Annotated in this window: 20 protein-coding genes, 2 tRNA genes and 1 pseudogene; 18 read left to right on the top strand and 5 right to left on the bottom strand. The window is 45.9% G+C overall.

Annotation, left to right across the window (positions count from 1 at the left end):
• The first annotated feature begins 9 nt into the window (after positions 1-9).
• The 15 genes and pseudogenes from ACZ2XM_RS02600 (at position 10) to ACZ2XM_RS02530 (ending at position 6,771) form a co-directional block, all read left to right on the top strand.
• Positions 10-369, top strand: coding sequence for a hypothetical protein (locus tag ACZ2XM_RS02600; protein WP_490588389.1), 360 nt, complete (start codon positions 10-12; stop codon positions 367-369).
• A complete protein-coding gene (locus tag ACZ2XM_RS02595) occupies positions 362-511 on the top strand; it encodes a hypothetical protein (RefSeq protein WP_490588390.1) in 150 nt (49 codons plus the stop codon). The genes ACZ2XM_RS02600 and ACZ2XM_RS02595 overlap by 8 nt, the downstream gene beginning before the upstream one ends.
• The gene (locus ACZ2XM_RS02590) at positions 508-1,614 is read left to right on the top strand and encodes a recombinase RecT (protein WP_490588391.1); all 1,107 of its coding nucleotides are present in this window, start codon (positions 508-510) and stop codon (positions 1,612-1,614) included. Before ACZ2XM_RS02595 ends, ACZ2XM_RS02590 begins: the two co-directional genes overlap by 4 nt.
• Before the next feature lie 15 nt (positions 1,615-1,629).
• Positions 1,630-2,082, top strand: a pseudogene (ssb, locus tag ACZ2XM_RS02585) (single-stranded DNA-binding protein); the annotation flags it as partial.
• Positions 2,083-2,245: 163 nt separating this feature from the next.
• On the top strand, positions 2,246-2,671 hold the full coding sequence (locus ACZ2XM_RS02580) for a hypothetical protein (protein WP_490588392.1): 426 nt from the start codon (positions 2,246-2,248) through the stop codon (positions 2,669-2,671).
• A 25-nt stretch (positions 2,672-2,696) separates the two neighbouring features.
• Positions 2,697-3,119, top strand: a complete 423-nt coding sequence (locus ACZ2XM_RS02575) for a hypothetical protein (protein ID WP_490588393.1) — start codon at positions 2,697-2,699, stop codon at positions 3,117-3,119.
• Positions 3,120-3,128: 9 nt separating this feature from the next.
• On the top strand, positions 3,129-3,839 hold the full coding sequence (locus ACZ2XM_RS02570) for an exonuclease domain-containing protein (protein WP_490588394.1): 711 nt from the start codon (positions 3,129-3,131) through the stop codon (positions 3,837-3,839).
• A 65-nt stretch (positions 3,840-3,904) separates the two neighbouring features.
• Positions 3,905-4,027 carry a hypothetical protein gene (locus ACZ2XM_RS02565; RefSeq protein ID WP_490588395.1) on the top strand — a complete coding sequence of 41 codons (123 nt, stop codon included), beginning with the start codon at positions 3,905-3,907 and terminating at the stop codon, positions 4,025-4,027.
• A 290-nt stretch (positions 4,028-4,317) separates the two neighbouring features.
• A complete protein-coding gene (locus tag ACZ2XM_RS02560) occupies positions 4,318-4,755 on the top strand; it encodes an SAM-dependent methyltransferase (protein ID WP_490588543.1) in 438 nt (145 codons plus the stop codon).
• Complete coding sequence (locus tag ACZ2XM_RS02555; protein ID WP_490588396.1) at positions 4,752-4,934, top strand: hypothetical protein; 183 nt, start codon at positions 4,752-4,754, stop codon at positions 4,932-4,934. The genes ACZ2XM_RS02560 and ACZ2XM_RS02555 overlap by 4 nt, the downstream gene beginning before the upstream one ends.
• Complete coding sequence (locus ACZ2XM_RS02550) at positions 4,931-5,359, top strand: hypothetical protein (protein WP_490588397.1); 429 nt, start codon at positions 4,931-4,933, stop codon at positions 5,357-5,359. Before ACZ2XM_RS02555 ends, ACZ2XM_RS02550 begins: the two co-directional genes overlap by 4 nt.
• Positions 5,352-5,615, top strand: coding sequence for a hypothetical protein (locus ACZ2XM_RS02545; protein WP_490588398.1), 264 nt, complete (start codon positions 5,352-5,354; stop codon positions 5,613-5,615). The genes ACZ2XM_RS02550 and ACZ2XM_RS02545 overlap by 8 nt, the downstream gene beginning before the upstream one ends.
• Complete coding sequence (locus ACZ2XM_RS02540) at positions 5,612-6,067, top strand: nucleoside triphosphate pyrophosphohydrolase family protein (RefSeq protein ID WP_490588399.1); 456 nt, start codon at positions 5,612-5,614, stop codon at positions 6,065-6,067. The genes ACZ2XM_RS02545 and ACZ2XM_RS02540 overlap by 4 nt, the downstream gene beginning before the upstream one ends.
• Complete coding sequence (locus ACZ2XM_RS02535; protein WP_490588400.1) at positions 6,060-6,518, top strand: DUF551 domain-containing protein; 459 nt, start codon at positions 6,060-6,062, stop codon at positions 6,516-6,518. The genes ACZ2XM_RS02540 and ACZ2XM_RS02535 overlap by 8 nt, the downstream gene beginning before the upstream one ends.
• Positions 6,508-6,771, top strand: coding sequence for a helix-turn-helix domain-containing protein (locus ACZ2XM_RS02530; protein ID WP_490588401.1), 264 nt, complete (start codon positions 6,508-6,510; stop codon positions 6,769-6,771). The genes ACZ2XM_RS02535 and ACZ2XM_RS02530 overlap by 11 nt, the downstream gene beginning before the upstream one ends.
• A gap of 33 nt (positions 6,772-6,804) precedes the next feature.
• Here the strand turns inward: ACZ2XM_RS02530 and ACZ2XM_RS02525 are convergent, their stop codons facing one another.
• The 4 genes from ACZ2XM_RS02525 to ACZ2XM_RS02510 all read right to left on the bottom strand — a co-directional run bounded on the left by ACZ2XM_RS02525 (position 6,805) and on the right by ACZ2XM_RS02510 (position 9,688).
• Complete coding sequence (locus ACZ2XM_RS02525) at positions 6,805-8,088, bottom strand: site-specific integrase (RefSeq protein WP_490588402.1); 1,284 nt, start codon at positions 8,086-8,088, stop codon at positions 6,805-6,807.
• 187 nt (positions 8,089-8,275) lie between these two features.
• Positions 8,276-8,362 (bottom strand) — tRNA-Leu (locus tag ACZ2XM_RS02520).
• A 132-nt stretch (positions 8,363-8,494) separates the two neighbouring features.
• Positions 8,495-8,568: transfer RNA gene (locus ACZ2XM_RS02515), tRNA-Cys, on the bottom strand.
• 193 nt (positions 8,569-8,761) lie between these two features.
• Positions 8,762-9,688, bottom strand: coding sequence for a LysR family transcriptional regulator (locus ACZ2XM_RS02510; RefSeq protein ID WP_490588403.1), 927 nt, complete (start codon positions 9,686-9,688; stop codon positions 8,762-8,764).
• A 279-nt stretch (positions 9,689-9,967) separates the two neighbouring features.
• On the opposite strand from ACZ2XM_RS02510, the gene ACZ2XM_RS02505 reads away from it, so the two are divergent.
• Positions 9,968-10,411 carry a DoxX family protein gene (locus tag ACZ2XM_RS02505; protein ID WP_490588404.1) on the top strand — a complete coding sequence of 148 codons (444 nt, stop codon included), beginning with the start codon at positions 9,968-9,970 and terminating at the stop codon, positions 10,409-10,411.
• A gap of 166 nt (positions 10,412-10,577) precedes the next feature.
• On the opposite strand, the gene ACZ2XM_RS02500 is transcribed toward ACZ2XM_RS02505, so the two are convergent.
• Positions 10,578-11,693 carry an SEL1-like repeat protein gene (locus ACZ2XM_RS02500; RefSeq protein WP_490588405.1) on the bottom strand — a complete coding sequence of 372 codons (1,116 nt, stop codon included), beginning with the start codon at positions 11,691-11,693 and terminating at the stop codon, positions 10,578-10,580.
• 329 nt (positions 11,694-12,022) lie between these two features.
• On the opposite strand from ACZ2XM_RS02500, the gene ACZ2XM_RS02495 reads away from it, so the two are divergent.
• Together ACZ2XM_RS02495 and ACZ2XM_RS02490 are read left to right on the top strand one after the other, a co-directional pair.
• On the top strand, positions 12,023-12,703 hold the full coding sequence (locus ACZ2XM_RS02495; RefSeq protein ID WP_490588406.1) for a cupin domain-containing protein: 681 nt from the start codon (positions 12,023-12,025) through the stop codon (positions 12,701-12,703).
• Positions 12,704-12,768: 65 nt separating this feature from the next.
• Positions 12,769-13,902 (top strand): flavin monoamine oxidase family protein, encoded by a 1,134-nt coding sequence (locus ACZ2XM_RS02490; RefSeq protein ID WP_490588407.1) that lies wholly within the window; start codon positions 12,769-12,771, stop codon positions 13,900-13,902.
• Positions 13,903-13,962 lie beyond the last annotated feature (60 nt).

Raw genomic sequence — 13,962 nt, 5'->3', positions numbered from 1 at the left:
GAGAAAATCATGGATAAGAAAAAAATTATGTCAGCTATTAAGGCGCTGGCTGAAGGTGTTAAAGGCAACGCCAAGTTGATTAAAGAAAATCAGCAGGCTATCAGTAAGTTAACCGAGCAGCTGAATGAGAGCAAGATCACCCAGCTGCCCGATGCCGACCTAAGGCCTGGTGATGTTCTGCTGCGCGAAGACCCTCACAAATACTTTGACGAAGGCGCTCGCTACATTGTCACTGATGATTTAAGGGTTAAGGACAAGCAAGGCGACAAGTGGCCGTTCCTGCGCAAGACTAAAGACCTTTATGTTTTTGGTCTTAATGACGCCGCTACAGCCTGTTTTGTTAAGGCGGAGGAGGAAGTCCATGGCTAATCAGTGGGAGCAAGACGACCGACAACAGCAAGAATACTGGCAGAACTTAGAGCTTGAGATTGGGTTTGATGAGCATCTTGAGCAACCCGAATTACCACCGGGCAACTGGTGGGAGAACGAACAGATAGGAGAAATGACGTGAATAGCGATGTACAAGTAACTGCGCAAATGAATGCGCCTGGCACTGGTCTTTTTAAATTCAACAACTTTGACGAAGTGGTGAAAGGCGCCGAGCTTTTGGCTAACTCTAATATCGTGCCTGAGACCTATCGCTCAGTCGTAGTTAAAAAATCAGGCTGGGGCGATAACTGCAAAGAAGATCGCATCGAAAACCCTAATGCTATCGCAAACTGCTTAATCGCCCTAAATATGGCCAATCGCATGGGCGCTGATCCGTTAATGATTATGCAAAATCTTTATCTTATCGAAGGCCGTCCAGCATGGTCATCGACATTTATCATCGCTGGCATCAACTCTTGCGGCCGCTTTGGTACGTTGAACTTTGAATTTACCGAGCTGGGCAACCGTGATATTCAGTATCAAGAATCTACTGGTTACGGCAGAAACAAACAGTACGTCAACAAAACGGCCAATATTGACGAGTTTTCTTGCGTGGCATGGGCGATTGACAAGGCGACTGGCAATACAGTTAGGTCCACGCCAATTACTTTAGAGCTTGCTATCAAAGAAGGGTGGTATTTCAAGAAAGGCAGTAAGTGGCTTACTATGCCGCGCCAAATGGCACAGTATCGAGCTGCTGCTTTCTTTGGTCGGGTTTATGCGCCAGAGGTCACGATGGGTATCTACACCAAGGATGAAGTCGAGGACTTTACCGAAGCGCGAGACGTAACCCCGCCAGCACCGTCGCAAAACAATCAAGCATCTGCGATATCGCAAGTGAATCAGATGCAAGCCAGCGAACCCGTCATAGAGTACATCAGCGATGAGCAAGTCAGCATCCTGACTAAGATGATCTCATGTGTGACGGACCCAAAATCTATCGCCAATATCAAAAAAGCTATTCCGGACGTAAGAATGATACCGGCGGCTCATTTTGATGGTTATCAAAATAAACTTAAAGCCACGATAGATAAGCAAGTCATTCAAGATGAGCAGGTAAACCGCGAGCAGTCTATTAGTGATGGCTTTGAGCCAGTGGTTGAGTCAGGTATCGAGGAGGCAATCTTCGAGCCAGCCAACGAGCAGGAAGCATGGTACCCGCATTCAAACCCAGAACCAGCTTAAACAAAAGGAGCGCATATGCGTGGAGTAAATAAAGTAATTATCGTCGGCCACCTTGGGAGTGATCCCGAGGTGCGCCAATTTCCAAACGGCGGCAGTGTTACCAATATATCGGTGGCAACGTCTGAGCAGTGGACCGACAAGCAGAGCGGTGAGCGGCGTGAAGCTACTGAATGGCATCGCGTAGCACTGTTCAATAAGCTGGGTAAGATTGCCGCTCAATACTTGCGTAAAGGCAGCCAGGTCTACCTTGAAGGCAGTCTACAAACTCGAAAATGGCTAGATACTAACGGCCAAGACCGCTATAGCACTGAGATAAAAGCATATCAGATGCAAATGCTGGGCAGTGGTGGCCAGTCGCAGGGCGGTCAGCCAGCGCAAGGCCGTCAAACCCCCAAAAGCAATGGTGGCTTTAACAATAATGGAATGCAGAGCACTGTTAATCAAGACGGTTGGTATAACAACGCACCTATAGATAGCAATGTTAACTTCTAGCAACCAGCCTGCCACCAACCACGACGGGTTAAGCGGCTAAGCCAGTGGGGTTCCGCTGGCATCGCAGGATTGGAATTATCCGGTCGCCCGTCACCCAATAATCGCAAATGAACGCAAATGAACGCAAATAAGGAAAACTATGAATTACATGAATCAAAAAGGCATTACTCGCCAGCAAATCATTGATGCCGTAAATCTGCTAATCACAGCAACGCATGGTCAAGCTAGAGTCTCTGGCTGGTGGACTGACCTAGCCACCAATGAAGACTTGACCAGTGGCCCGGGCGAAGCGCCCAAGCGCAACGTGCCAGAGATGCTAATGCTGATTGTCAGTGAGGCAGCTGAAGCAATGGAGGGTCATCGTAAGAATTTGCAAGATGATCATCTACCTCAGTATTCAGCTCTAACCGTTGAGTCAGCTGACATCATGATTCGTGTCGCTGATATGGCAGGCGGCTTGAATATCAATGTCGCTGAGGCGTTCGCTGACAAGCTGTTTTATAACGCTGAGCGAGCAGATCATAAACTGGATAACCGCGCTAAAGATGGCGGTAAGAAATTTTAGGGACGCTCTTATGATAAAGGTTAATTTGGCGGACCTAGCGTCTGACATCAAAGCGCAAGATGCCGCAGGCCGAACACCTTGCCTTTGGTGTGTTTACGGAATCGACTTGCATCCCTGCGACCCAGACCGTACGGGCGACTATGGCTATGAGTACGCTTGGTATGACAGTAGTGACCCCGACCTGTATGAAGATGGCGATGAAATGTATGACGCTCTGGAGCTTGTTAGCCAAGGCGACGATACAGTTACAGTAAACGGAAATGAATACGAAAAGTTATGTTTATCAAGAATACCTAAAATCGTGACCGTTTGCCTTACTCGCCAAGCTGCTATCAATTACATGGAATCAAATCGACACAATCTAAAACAGCCATTCGTCGGTCCGCTTTCTTTGAATCGAAATAAAGAAATGCAAGGCGTCAGAGAGTTTATCGCAAACACTTTTTAAGGATAAAGCATGACAGCATATATTTTAGACACCGAAACTACGGGGCTTACCGAACCCCACGCTACAGAGATTGCTTACTGCATCGTTGATATCAATGAGAACGGCGTAAAGCTTGTGCAAAAGACCCGCTCTAAGCGCTATAACCCTGGCAAGCCCATCGAGCTTGGCAGTATGGCCACTAGCCACATCGTTGATGAAGATGTGGCAAATGAGCCGCTGCACACCACGTTTGAGCTACCCGCCAGCGTGAAATACCTCATAGGGCATAACGTTGACTATGACATGAGTGTGTTGGTCAATGCCGGTGTGACTCGCAAGCCAAGACTGATTTGCACTAAAGCAATATCGTCAAAGCTACTGCCTGACTTGGACAGTCATAAGCTGGTCGCCCTGCTCTACTACTTTGACTTGAAGTACGCCAAGGAGCACGCGCATAACGCCCATGCTGCAGCGCATGACGTTGACTTTACAGCTAAGGTGCTACACCACTTAATCGGCGTGGCCAATGACAGTGGTGAGCGCATCGTCGATATCGAATCGCTCTACCAGTTTAGTGAGTTTGCACGGATCCCCACGCACTTTGACTTTGGTAAGCATAAGGGCTCAGCCATCGCTGATGTTGCTCGCACAGACCGCAATTACATGAACTGGGTGATTAAAACCGTCACCGGCAATCCATACCTGGTTGATGCGTGCAAAAGACTGCTGGAGCAATCCTGATGTTCAGGGCTGTCTTCAATAGCTGGATAAATTTCCATTATCGAAAACCCCTGCCAGGCGAATGCGTGATTATTGTTTGGGAGCACATGGGGGATAAGCACTTTAAGCACACGGAAAGCTATGACGGCAATGACTTTGGCTTTTTAGAAGATGTTGAGTTTGTCTTCTGGAAGCAATCGCCTTTTTAAAACTTAATTGAAGACCCTGCCGCGGGGGAATATGCGCGGATGCGCCGAGGCTTAGGATGGTGCAGTTTAAAGAATCCTTTGCAGCCAAGATCGAGACTCCTACCGTACGCCAATACGGAAAAAGCGTTTAAAGACGCACTTGGGGCAAAGCCGATTGACTCACGATACGAGTCACTTACTTTGGTGAGTCAGTTGGCTGGTGTTTGGGTGTCAGCTAGCTCAACTAAAGTGATTTTATTAATAAGGAGAGAAACGTGAAACCCATACTAGACCCCTGCTGCGGCAGTCGTATGTTTTGGTTTGACAAACAAGACGCCCGAGCTGTGTTTACTGACAAGCGCAGTGAGCAGCATGTGTTGTGTGATGGCCGTGAGCTTATTATCGAGCCAGATATGGTGATGGATTTCACTGACCTGCAGTTCGATGACGAGCAATTTCACATGGTTGTATTTGACCCACCTCATCTACGTAAAGCTGGTGAGGATTCATGGATGGCTCTCAAGTACGGTAAGCTCGATGAAACTTGGCCAAGTATGATTCGAGATGGTTTTGCTGAGTGTTTTCGAGTGTTAAAGCCTAACGGTACATTGATATTTAAATGGAATGAAGACCAAATACCGGTCAAAGATATCTTGGAGCTAACACCACATAAGCCAGTTGTGGGTCACCGCAGTGGCAAGCGTTCTAACACGCATTGGATTTGTTTTTTAAAAGGAGCAATCGCATGACAAACAAAAACGGGCACAGCTTGACAATAGGCAATCGCTATCACTTAGAGCTACAGCAAAACAGATTAGTGAGTTTTGAGCTGCTAGAGATTGAAGGTGATATGGCTAAGATTACTAAAGACGGGGAGAGTTTTATGGTGGTGACTATTGATAGTTTGGTTGGGGAGGATGTGGCGTGAGTAATTTAAATAAAAATTTGCCAGCTTACTACATGAGTATGGAAGACAACGAGGTTTTAAGCGAAGGCCCATATAAAAGCCGTGAAGATGCGGCATTAGAAGCACCCGAAATACGTCAACAATATTTTGAGGACAATGATGAAATGCCATCGTTCTTTACCGTTTGCAAAATCATCCCATCGACTGAAAACGCTATCAACGAAACAGCTAATCTACCATCTTATTTGTTCGACTACATTGAAGAATGGATTAATGAAAACGTTGTGGGCGGTACAGAGGATGGCGTGATTGAATTGAAAGGCAGTGCGCTCGATGTGTTGAAAGTAGCACTGAAAGATATCCTCACCAACCACAGCACCTATCTTGGTAATGGTGCAGCAGTTGAGTGCATAGAAACTAATTTTGAGGACAAAAACGATGAGTAAGTTACCGTTAAGGCCTTTGGTTTGGGATGGGGACATGCTAGACACACCCCTGCACACCTACCAATACCTCAGAGACCATGAGTCAAGAGATAGATATATGGTCAAGTTTGCAGGTAAAGACCGTAGTTTAAATGACCCCGCAAGAGGCTTTACAACAATCGATGAAGCTAAAGCATGGGCATGGAACCACTACAACGAGAAGATGCAGCCGTATGTTTTGACACTAGAAGAAATCAAAAGGGAGTTGACGCAATGAGCGATACATTAAAAGAGATAGTGCAATGGTTTGAGATTGCAAAACCTGAGCCTACGGATAAAGACAGATGCGTACAAATAGGCTGTCATTACGAGGAAGTCAGCGAAATGATGGTGGCTTGTCAAGGCGATGAGCACATGGACTCTAAGGTTATGAGTAACTGTGCTGAGGCGTACAAAGAGGCAGAGGATATCTACGGTACGGCTCACGTATTGCAGCCTAATAATCCGTTAGAGCTACTAGACAGCCTATGCGACCAGATTGTGACGGCTGTGGGCGTGGGCTATATGATGGGCTTTGATATGCAAGGCGCACTAGCTGAAGTTAGTCGCTCTAATATGTCAAAGTTTGAGGACGGAAAAGCTGTATTTTTTGACAATGGCAAGATAGCTAAAGGCAAGGATTATAGCGAGCCTGATTTGGCTAGGTTTTTAGGAGAGTGCAATGACTAACGATATTATTTTTGATTACGATAAATGTCGTACGGATATTTTCGAAAATGGCGAGTTCGTTGTTGCTCTAGATATTCCTAAAATTCAGGCAAACGCCTTATGTGTTGCACTAACAGAGAGAAGTGATTCCTATGATTTTGATTGGCAATACAGTGGTGGGCGTGTTTGTGTTCGTCAGTTAAGACGTAAAGGTGACGGAATAAGCAGTCAATGGATTAGCGTTGATGAGCGACTGCCTGGCAAGTATGCCAGTGTTCTGGTGCGATACCACGCACATTACGATGATGAGTCGATAACCGAGTTTGATGTTTGTGCCGCTTTTTTCGACGGAGAAACTTTTGACCCTAAAGACCAGTTGTTTTATCAGAAAAGAAACACCACGGTCACCCACTGGATGCCGCTGCCTGAGCTGCCAAACAATGAAACAAAAGGAGATCGTCATGATAGCTAAAAAACCATGGGCCAAGTACACAGCTCAAGAGAAAGAATTGATGCGCACTGCGGTTGTCCACGCGCCGCCAACCTCACCCTTCCCGCCTGAGTATGCCGCGGCATACCTTGGCAAGTCGTCCAGCACATTGCAGCACATGCGCTCGCACTCAAGCGATGGCATTGTTTATAGCAAGATTGGCGGCCATGTGGTCTATCGCAAAAAAGACCTGGATGACTATATTGAAAAGAATACTTACGGGCGATTAGCCTAACCAACAAAAGAGCCAGCGTAATGCTGGCTTTTTTTATGCCTGATTTTCGTCAAATCCCTGGTAATCAAATAGTATCTCAATGGCTTTTTGCTGCGTTATATTGCCATGCTCACAGTAGCATTGCTCAATACTATTCAAAGCTTCCCTGAGCTGACGCTGTGATATTTGAATATATTGCAGTGTTATATCATCGCTTGCTTGTGACTCACGGTGATTAAGCAGTTTCTTTAGCACTGGGTAATTCATTTGCAGACCATTTGCTACGCTAATGAATGTGCGGCGTAGGTCATGAGGTGTAATATGCAAGCCAGCTTGCGAGCTTAGACGGTCGTAAGACGCCTTCATGTTCTTTACGTGATCAGTGGACTTGGTTCGTATCGATGGAAACACCCACTTGCTGTCGCCGCGAAATCTTGCTCGCTCTTTCATGAGAGCCCATAGTATATCGCCCATCGGCAAGGTGTAATCAGAACCGTTCTTCGTGTCTAGGAATTCTATCCTGCCAGCCTTGAGGTTGACGTTCTTCCAAGCTAGTGATTGCGCTTCATTCAGTCGCACGCCTGTCATTAAAAAAAGCAGTAGTATATCTCGCGCATTATGACTGTAAGCCCCTTGCTTGTGGCTGTATCTATCGGTGAATCTCAATACCGCCTTAAAGTAAACACCAAGATTTTCTTCAGAGACGTGTTTGGTGCGAGGTCTGACTACATTCCAGTCTTTTTTCGCATTAAGTATTGCTACCGGATGCTCTTTAATAATTGGCTCTTCATTGTCATCTAAAAAACTTTGACGGCAATAGTTCCAAACTGAGCGTAATACTCGCATAGTGGCGTTAGCCTGCGCCTTACTGGCCTTAGTTAGTTTTTGATGCCTGGAGACGATCATTGATTTGTTGATATCATTGATTGGCAAATCAAGCCAGTCCTCAAGTAGCGTTAGCATCTGACGGTCGTAGGATTTTAGCGTCTGACTGGTGAGCGTCTTGTGCGCTTTAAAGTAGGTGTAGCACTCCCCTAATGTTGGTATGCTAGCATCTTTTGCCTCGTCAGCTTTTCTTTTTGCGTTAGGATCCTCGCCTTGCATGACGGCTGACATAATCCGAATCGCCTCTTCACGCGCCTCAGTTACCGTCATAAGATTGGTATCTGATATATTGATGCGATGCAGCTTATTATTAATTCGCTTGTTTACCATATACCGCTTGGTCTTCTTGCCAATGCAGACAGCAAAGCCTAGCAGCTCAGTATCTTGGTGATACTCGGTTTTATCAGAAAATAGCAGGGAGTCAACGTAGCGCTTGGTCAGTTTGGCTTTCATGTTTTTATCTCTATATCAAAACAACAACGGGCAACAAGAGCTAGATAATAGCTTATTCCCTCTCTGTCTCAAAGTATCAAGATAGTATCAAAATGCTGTTTCAATAAAATCACCAATAGCGCAGAATTACTAAATATCAGGCATTAAAAAACCCTTACAGACTTGAGACTGTAAGGGTTTGACGTAATGGTACCCGGAGCCGGACTTGAACCGGCACGCTATTACTAGCGAGGGATTTTAAATCCCTTGTGTCTACCAATTTCACCACCCGGGCAAAACTTGTATTACCTTACTGCTGGTAGATTTGGACTTGGTTGCAGTAGGATAAGAGAGCGTTATTATATAGAGATGTATCAATAAATCAAGACTTTATTTATACTTTTTTATCTATATTTTACAGCAAATTTGGAGGCTGGAGCCGGAATCGAACCGGCGATCAAGGAGTTGCAGTCCAGTGCATTACCACTTTGCTATCCAGCCAATCAAGGTGGACTATATTAACAAAAATAATTTAAATTACAAGTCATTTTTGCCGCTTTTCTGAGCTTTTATAAATTCATTCTCTAAAATATAGAATAAAGACCTATTGCTAGGAATATTTCGCTCAGAACTGCCCTAGTCACGGGGCATATTATCCCTATAAGCGAGCAAGTTGGCAAGTCCAAACTGACTATTAAGTTGCTATAGCCTGATCCCAATACGGTGGTGATCCATAATAACCTTCAATGAAGTCAATAAAGCATCTGACTTTATGCGGTAATAGCTTTTTATGCGCATAAACAGCATAGAGATCTAAAGCCGCGGGCTCAAACTCCGGTAAGATTTGCACCAACTTGCCATTAGTTAGCGCCTCACTAGCGATAAAGGTCGGCTGTAATACCACGCCTGCCCCTTCTATAGCAGCATTGACCAACACATCGCCATTATTGCTGCTCATCACATAGCTTTTGGTAATATAGCTTGGTTCTATGCCGTGCGTTAGCCAGCGGTAAATCTCTTCTTGATCATCCCTTTCCATATAGCTGTAATGCAAATAGCGATGGTCTTTAAGGTCATCTAAGCTCTGCAGTGTGCCGTAGTCTGCTAGATAACTGGGCGACGCACACAATACCACGCGAATAGGTGCGACTTTTTTCGCAATAAGCGCTGAGCTCTTTAGACGACCAATACGTAAGGCAATATCGAAACCCTCGTCTACGATATCGACCTTACGATCATTCAATTGTAAATCAACATGCACCAAAGGATATAGGGCCTGAAAATCAGTAATGAGTTTGGCCATATGTTTGAGAGCAAAGGATACTGGAGCACTAATGCGCAAAGTCCCCTGAGGGATATGCTGCAAGCCGCTCAACTGCGTCTCCATCTCATCGATGCTGGCCAAAATCTGCTGCGAATGTTGAAAATAATGACTGCCGGCTTCGGTCAAGCTAACTTTGCGCGTAGTGCGGTGGAGTAAGCGCACCCCAAGGCGCTCCTCAAGTTTGGCGACATATTTGCTCACCAATTGTGGGGACATGGCCATGGTCTCAGCCGCTTGACTAAAGCTGCCCTCTTGCGCTACGGCCACAAAGGCTCGCATGGCATCAATTCTATCCATTATTTACCCCAATTTTATACTGACTGCGCAACATGGTTGTTATGTAAAACATCTGCTTAAAATCAAACACCAGCTAATTAAAATCAAATATCAGCTACTTTAAAAAGCTGCTTTGACGATTACTCATGCCGGCTATTATCAACGCTTTGTTGTTAATTATTCTATATCTAATGGCTTACTCTTACCTTATGTTGCTAGTAAAGTGGGCGCCCTGTAGCGATTAACCCATTAATCCTAACGCCCCTTATAATCTAACTACAATCAATAGAGTAACCCCATATGAACGATTCTATGTTAAATAAAATTTTACGCACTGATGCCGGTATCGCCGCGCTCATACTCCGTGTGCCTGTAGGCCTGATCTTAGCCGCTCATGGCGCACAGAAGCTGTTTGGTTGGTTTGGTGGCAATGGTTTAGCCGGCACAGCCGGTTGGATGAGCAGCATAGGCATAGAACCCGGCTATATGATGGCGATATTGGCAGGAAGCGCAGAGTTCTTTGGCGGCCTAGCTTTGATTTTAGGCTTACTGACTCGCCCAGCAGCGGTCGCAGCGGCTTTTACTATGCTGGTTGCCATCTTTAGTGTGCATATTAGTAACGGTCTATTCGCAGCTAATAATGGCTACGAGTACGCACTGACTTTGATGGTGGCTTTAATCGCCCTAGCTGTACAAGGTGGTGGTCAGATGAGTGTCGATCAGGCGTTGACGCAACGGTCTTAGTACAGAAGCTTAAAGTTGCATAAAATATAGCGGTCAGATTTTGTGAGACTTTATAATCACCTAGCCCACAGAACGTGGGCTTCGAGGATAAATGCTATATCGTAGCCCTATTATCAACCAATTAAATAAGGGCTAAGGTAAAGGCTAGTAAGCGCTATATGGCCACCTACTGCTCACAGCTAATCGTCACCCCATTATCGCAAGCCTTACTTAACCAACTTTTAGCTTGCGCTGAGTCTTGTGCCACCCCATCGCCGTACTTATACATGGTACCGACGACGTACTGCGCCATCGCATCGCCTTGGTCGGCAGACTTCTGATACCAATTAAACGCCTTCTTTTTATCCTGTGGCGTCCCTTGACCACTCTCGTATAACCAACCGAGATTATATTGCGAGGCGTACTCGCCTTGCGCCGCAGCTTTGCTATACCATTGTATAGCTTTAGCATTGTCCTTAGGCACGCCATCACCATTCTCATAGATTGATCCCAAGTTATTTTGGGCTTCTGCGACGCCTTGAGCTGCTGCTTTCTCGTACCACTCTAAGGCCTTAGCACTATCTTTTTCTACGCCCATGCCATGATGGTATATCACTCCCAGATTATACTGGGCATTGGCGTGGCCTTGTGCAGCAGACTGCTCCCATAACTGCCTGGCTTTAACATAATCTTGTGCAAAGACTCGACCGTGATAATGCATCATGCCTAAGGTATATTGCGCACTGGCATTGCCTTGCGCCGCCGCCTGCTCAAACCACTCAATCGCGGTACGATCGTCTTGCGGCACGCCCTCCCCTAAGTGGTAGCTGACCCCAAGATTATATTGCGCATCATCGTAATTTTGTTCCGCGGCTTTACGATACCAAGCCACGGCTTTAACAGCATCTTTTGGCACGCCTCGGCCGTATTGGTAAAGCTCGCCAATGTTATTTTGTGAGGGTGCCCAGCCTTGCTCAGCCGCCTTGAGATACCAGCTCATACTGCGGGCATAGTCTTCCGGCACGCCATTACAGCCTTCATACAGCACACCGAGATTATGTTGAGCAATATCATCTCCCTGCTCCGCTGCTTTTCTAAACCAGGCAATAGCTTGGAGCCCATCTTGCGCTACTCCTATCCCTTGAGAATACATAGTGGCCAGTCTGACTTGCGCTGTTATATCCCCTTGCTCGGCTTGCATTTTAGTCGTCGAAAAATCACTGGCCCAAGCAGTAATCGTCAGTCCCAGAGCCAGTACTAGTATTCCTACTTTATGTATCGCCTTCTGTTTTAGTATTCGCATGGCTATTCCCTTCCCTGAAAATAGAATCTTGAATGATGCTGTTGCAATAACTTGGTGTCATTAGTAGCACTATATACACTATTGCCACACTTTGGCTAAGCGATAAGGTAATAATATATCTAAGGTTTGTAGATAGCTTATAAGCCACTTTCTGCTGAGCCAAACTATCAGTAAATTAGCCAAGCCCTGCGCAACCATACCGTTAATAGCAATAGCCAGTCTTGAGCTAAATACTTATTTGAACTCTTATAAAAATTGGCAGCTAATAGTCATTTAGCCATTGCCTCTATACTGTTTTTTGGAAAAATTCTTATGTTAGTGAGTACCTTATGTTAGTCAATGCCGATTTTTCACAACGTGCAGTATCCCTGCCAGCAGAGCAACACTGGGTGAACTCGCCACAGCAAGGCGTTGAGCGCATTATGCTAGACCGATTGGGTGATGAAAAAACTCGGGCTACCAGTATCGTACGCTACGCACCCGAGTCTTATTTTCCACATCATCAACATCCGGGCGGTGAGGAGATTTTAGTCTTATCCGGCGTATTTTCTGACGGCGACGACCACTACCCTACGGGCTGGTATATCCGTAATCCCCCAAGCTCTGGGCATCAGCCTTATAGCCGTGAGGGCGCTATTATTTTCGTTAAGCTTTGGCAGATGTCGCCCGATGAAGATCAGCATGTGTGTATTGATACCAATGTTGCTGATAATTGGCAATGCCATGGGGACCGCGAGGTTTGTCCTCTATTTGCTGATGAGCGCGAACAAGTCAGCTTACAGCGTTGGCAGGCAGGCACGGTATTAACTATTGAGAATGTAAACGGTGCTGAGCTACTGGTAGTAGCTGGCGAGCTCGTTGAGGGAGAAAAAACTTATCAACCTAATAGTTGGTTACGCTTTCCGATAGGAGCCAAAGTTGAATTAGCCGCTGGCTTGAAAGGCGCGACGGTATACCTGAAGACTGGACAACTCGCCCATATCAATCCAGACGATTTTACAACGAGTTAATTTTAATAGTTCGAGTATACGAAGATAGTCTTTTAAGAAATAGAATTTGAGTTAGGAAAATAATTATGCAAAAGGTACCAGTAACTATTATCGGTGGCGGTTTAAGTGGCCTATATGCCGCGTATTTATTAGAGCAACAAGGTATCGACTATATCCTTTTGGAAGCGCGCGAGACTTTAGGGGGACGTATTCTATCCTCTAAGTCTTTAAAAGATACTGATGCTAATACTAATACTGGTATTGCAAATAATGGAGACAGCTTTGACCTGGGACCCTCATGGTATTGGCCAGCCTATCAGCAACAGCTGGCCAGCCTAATAGATGAATTGCAACTCAAAAGCTTTCCGCAATTTGAAGAGGGCGACATGATGGTTGAACGCTCTGCCAACCAGTCGCCTGTAAGGTCACCCGGCTATCAAAGTTCGCCACCCTCTATGCGCTTGGTAGGTGGTATGACGGCTTTGATTGAGGCGCTATATAGCCGCTTAGATAGCTCTCTTATCCACACTGGTCACATTGTGCGTAGTATCCATCATACCGGTAATAATATTGAGATAAGTAGCGAAGATGGCTTAGGTCAAATAACGACTTTGCAGGCACAGCATGTGTTACTGGCGTTACCTCCACGGTTAGCGGTAACCAATATTGATTTTCAACCTCCTCTACCTGTTGAGTTAGCAACGCAATGGCAGGCGACAGCGACTTGGATGGCCCCACATGCTAAATATTTTGCAGTATACGATAAACCGTTTTGGCGAGAGCAAGGTCTGTCTGGTGAAGGCCGCAGTGCAATAGGACCTCTGGTTGAAAGTCATGATGCGTCTCAGAATGGACATGGTGCTTTATTTGGCTTTGTCGGTGTGCCAGCAGCGTCTAGACAAAGTGTATCTACAGAGGTATTAAAAGACTACTGCCGAGCACAATTGGTACAACTGTTTGGAGCAGAAGCTAATGCGCCAATAGCAGAGTATCTTAAAGACTGGGCGCAAGACCCTTTTACTGCTACCGCAGCAGATGCGCATAGCGATGGTCAGCATGCCTCAGCGCCAATGGCTAAAGCAAAATCGGGGGTTTGGACTGACTGCCTGACCGGTATTGGTAGTGAGTGGTCGCGGCAGTTTCCGGGGTATGTGGCGGGGGCGGTTGAGGCTGCTGGCTTTGGGGTACAAGGTTTGGTGGAAGATTTATCTAAGGACTAATACTTAATGGGTTAAAGTTCAGCTCTTTTGACATTGTGGCATGCCAGTAAGATACTACGT

It is taken from the genome of Psychrobacter sp. CoH-33_TS_01 (assembly GCF_058189395.1).
The sequence above is the reverse complement of the archived record's forward strand: the minus strand, read 5'-3'. Positions and strand labels throughout refer to the sequence as shown.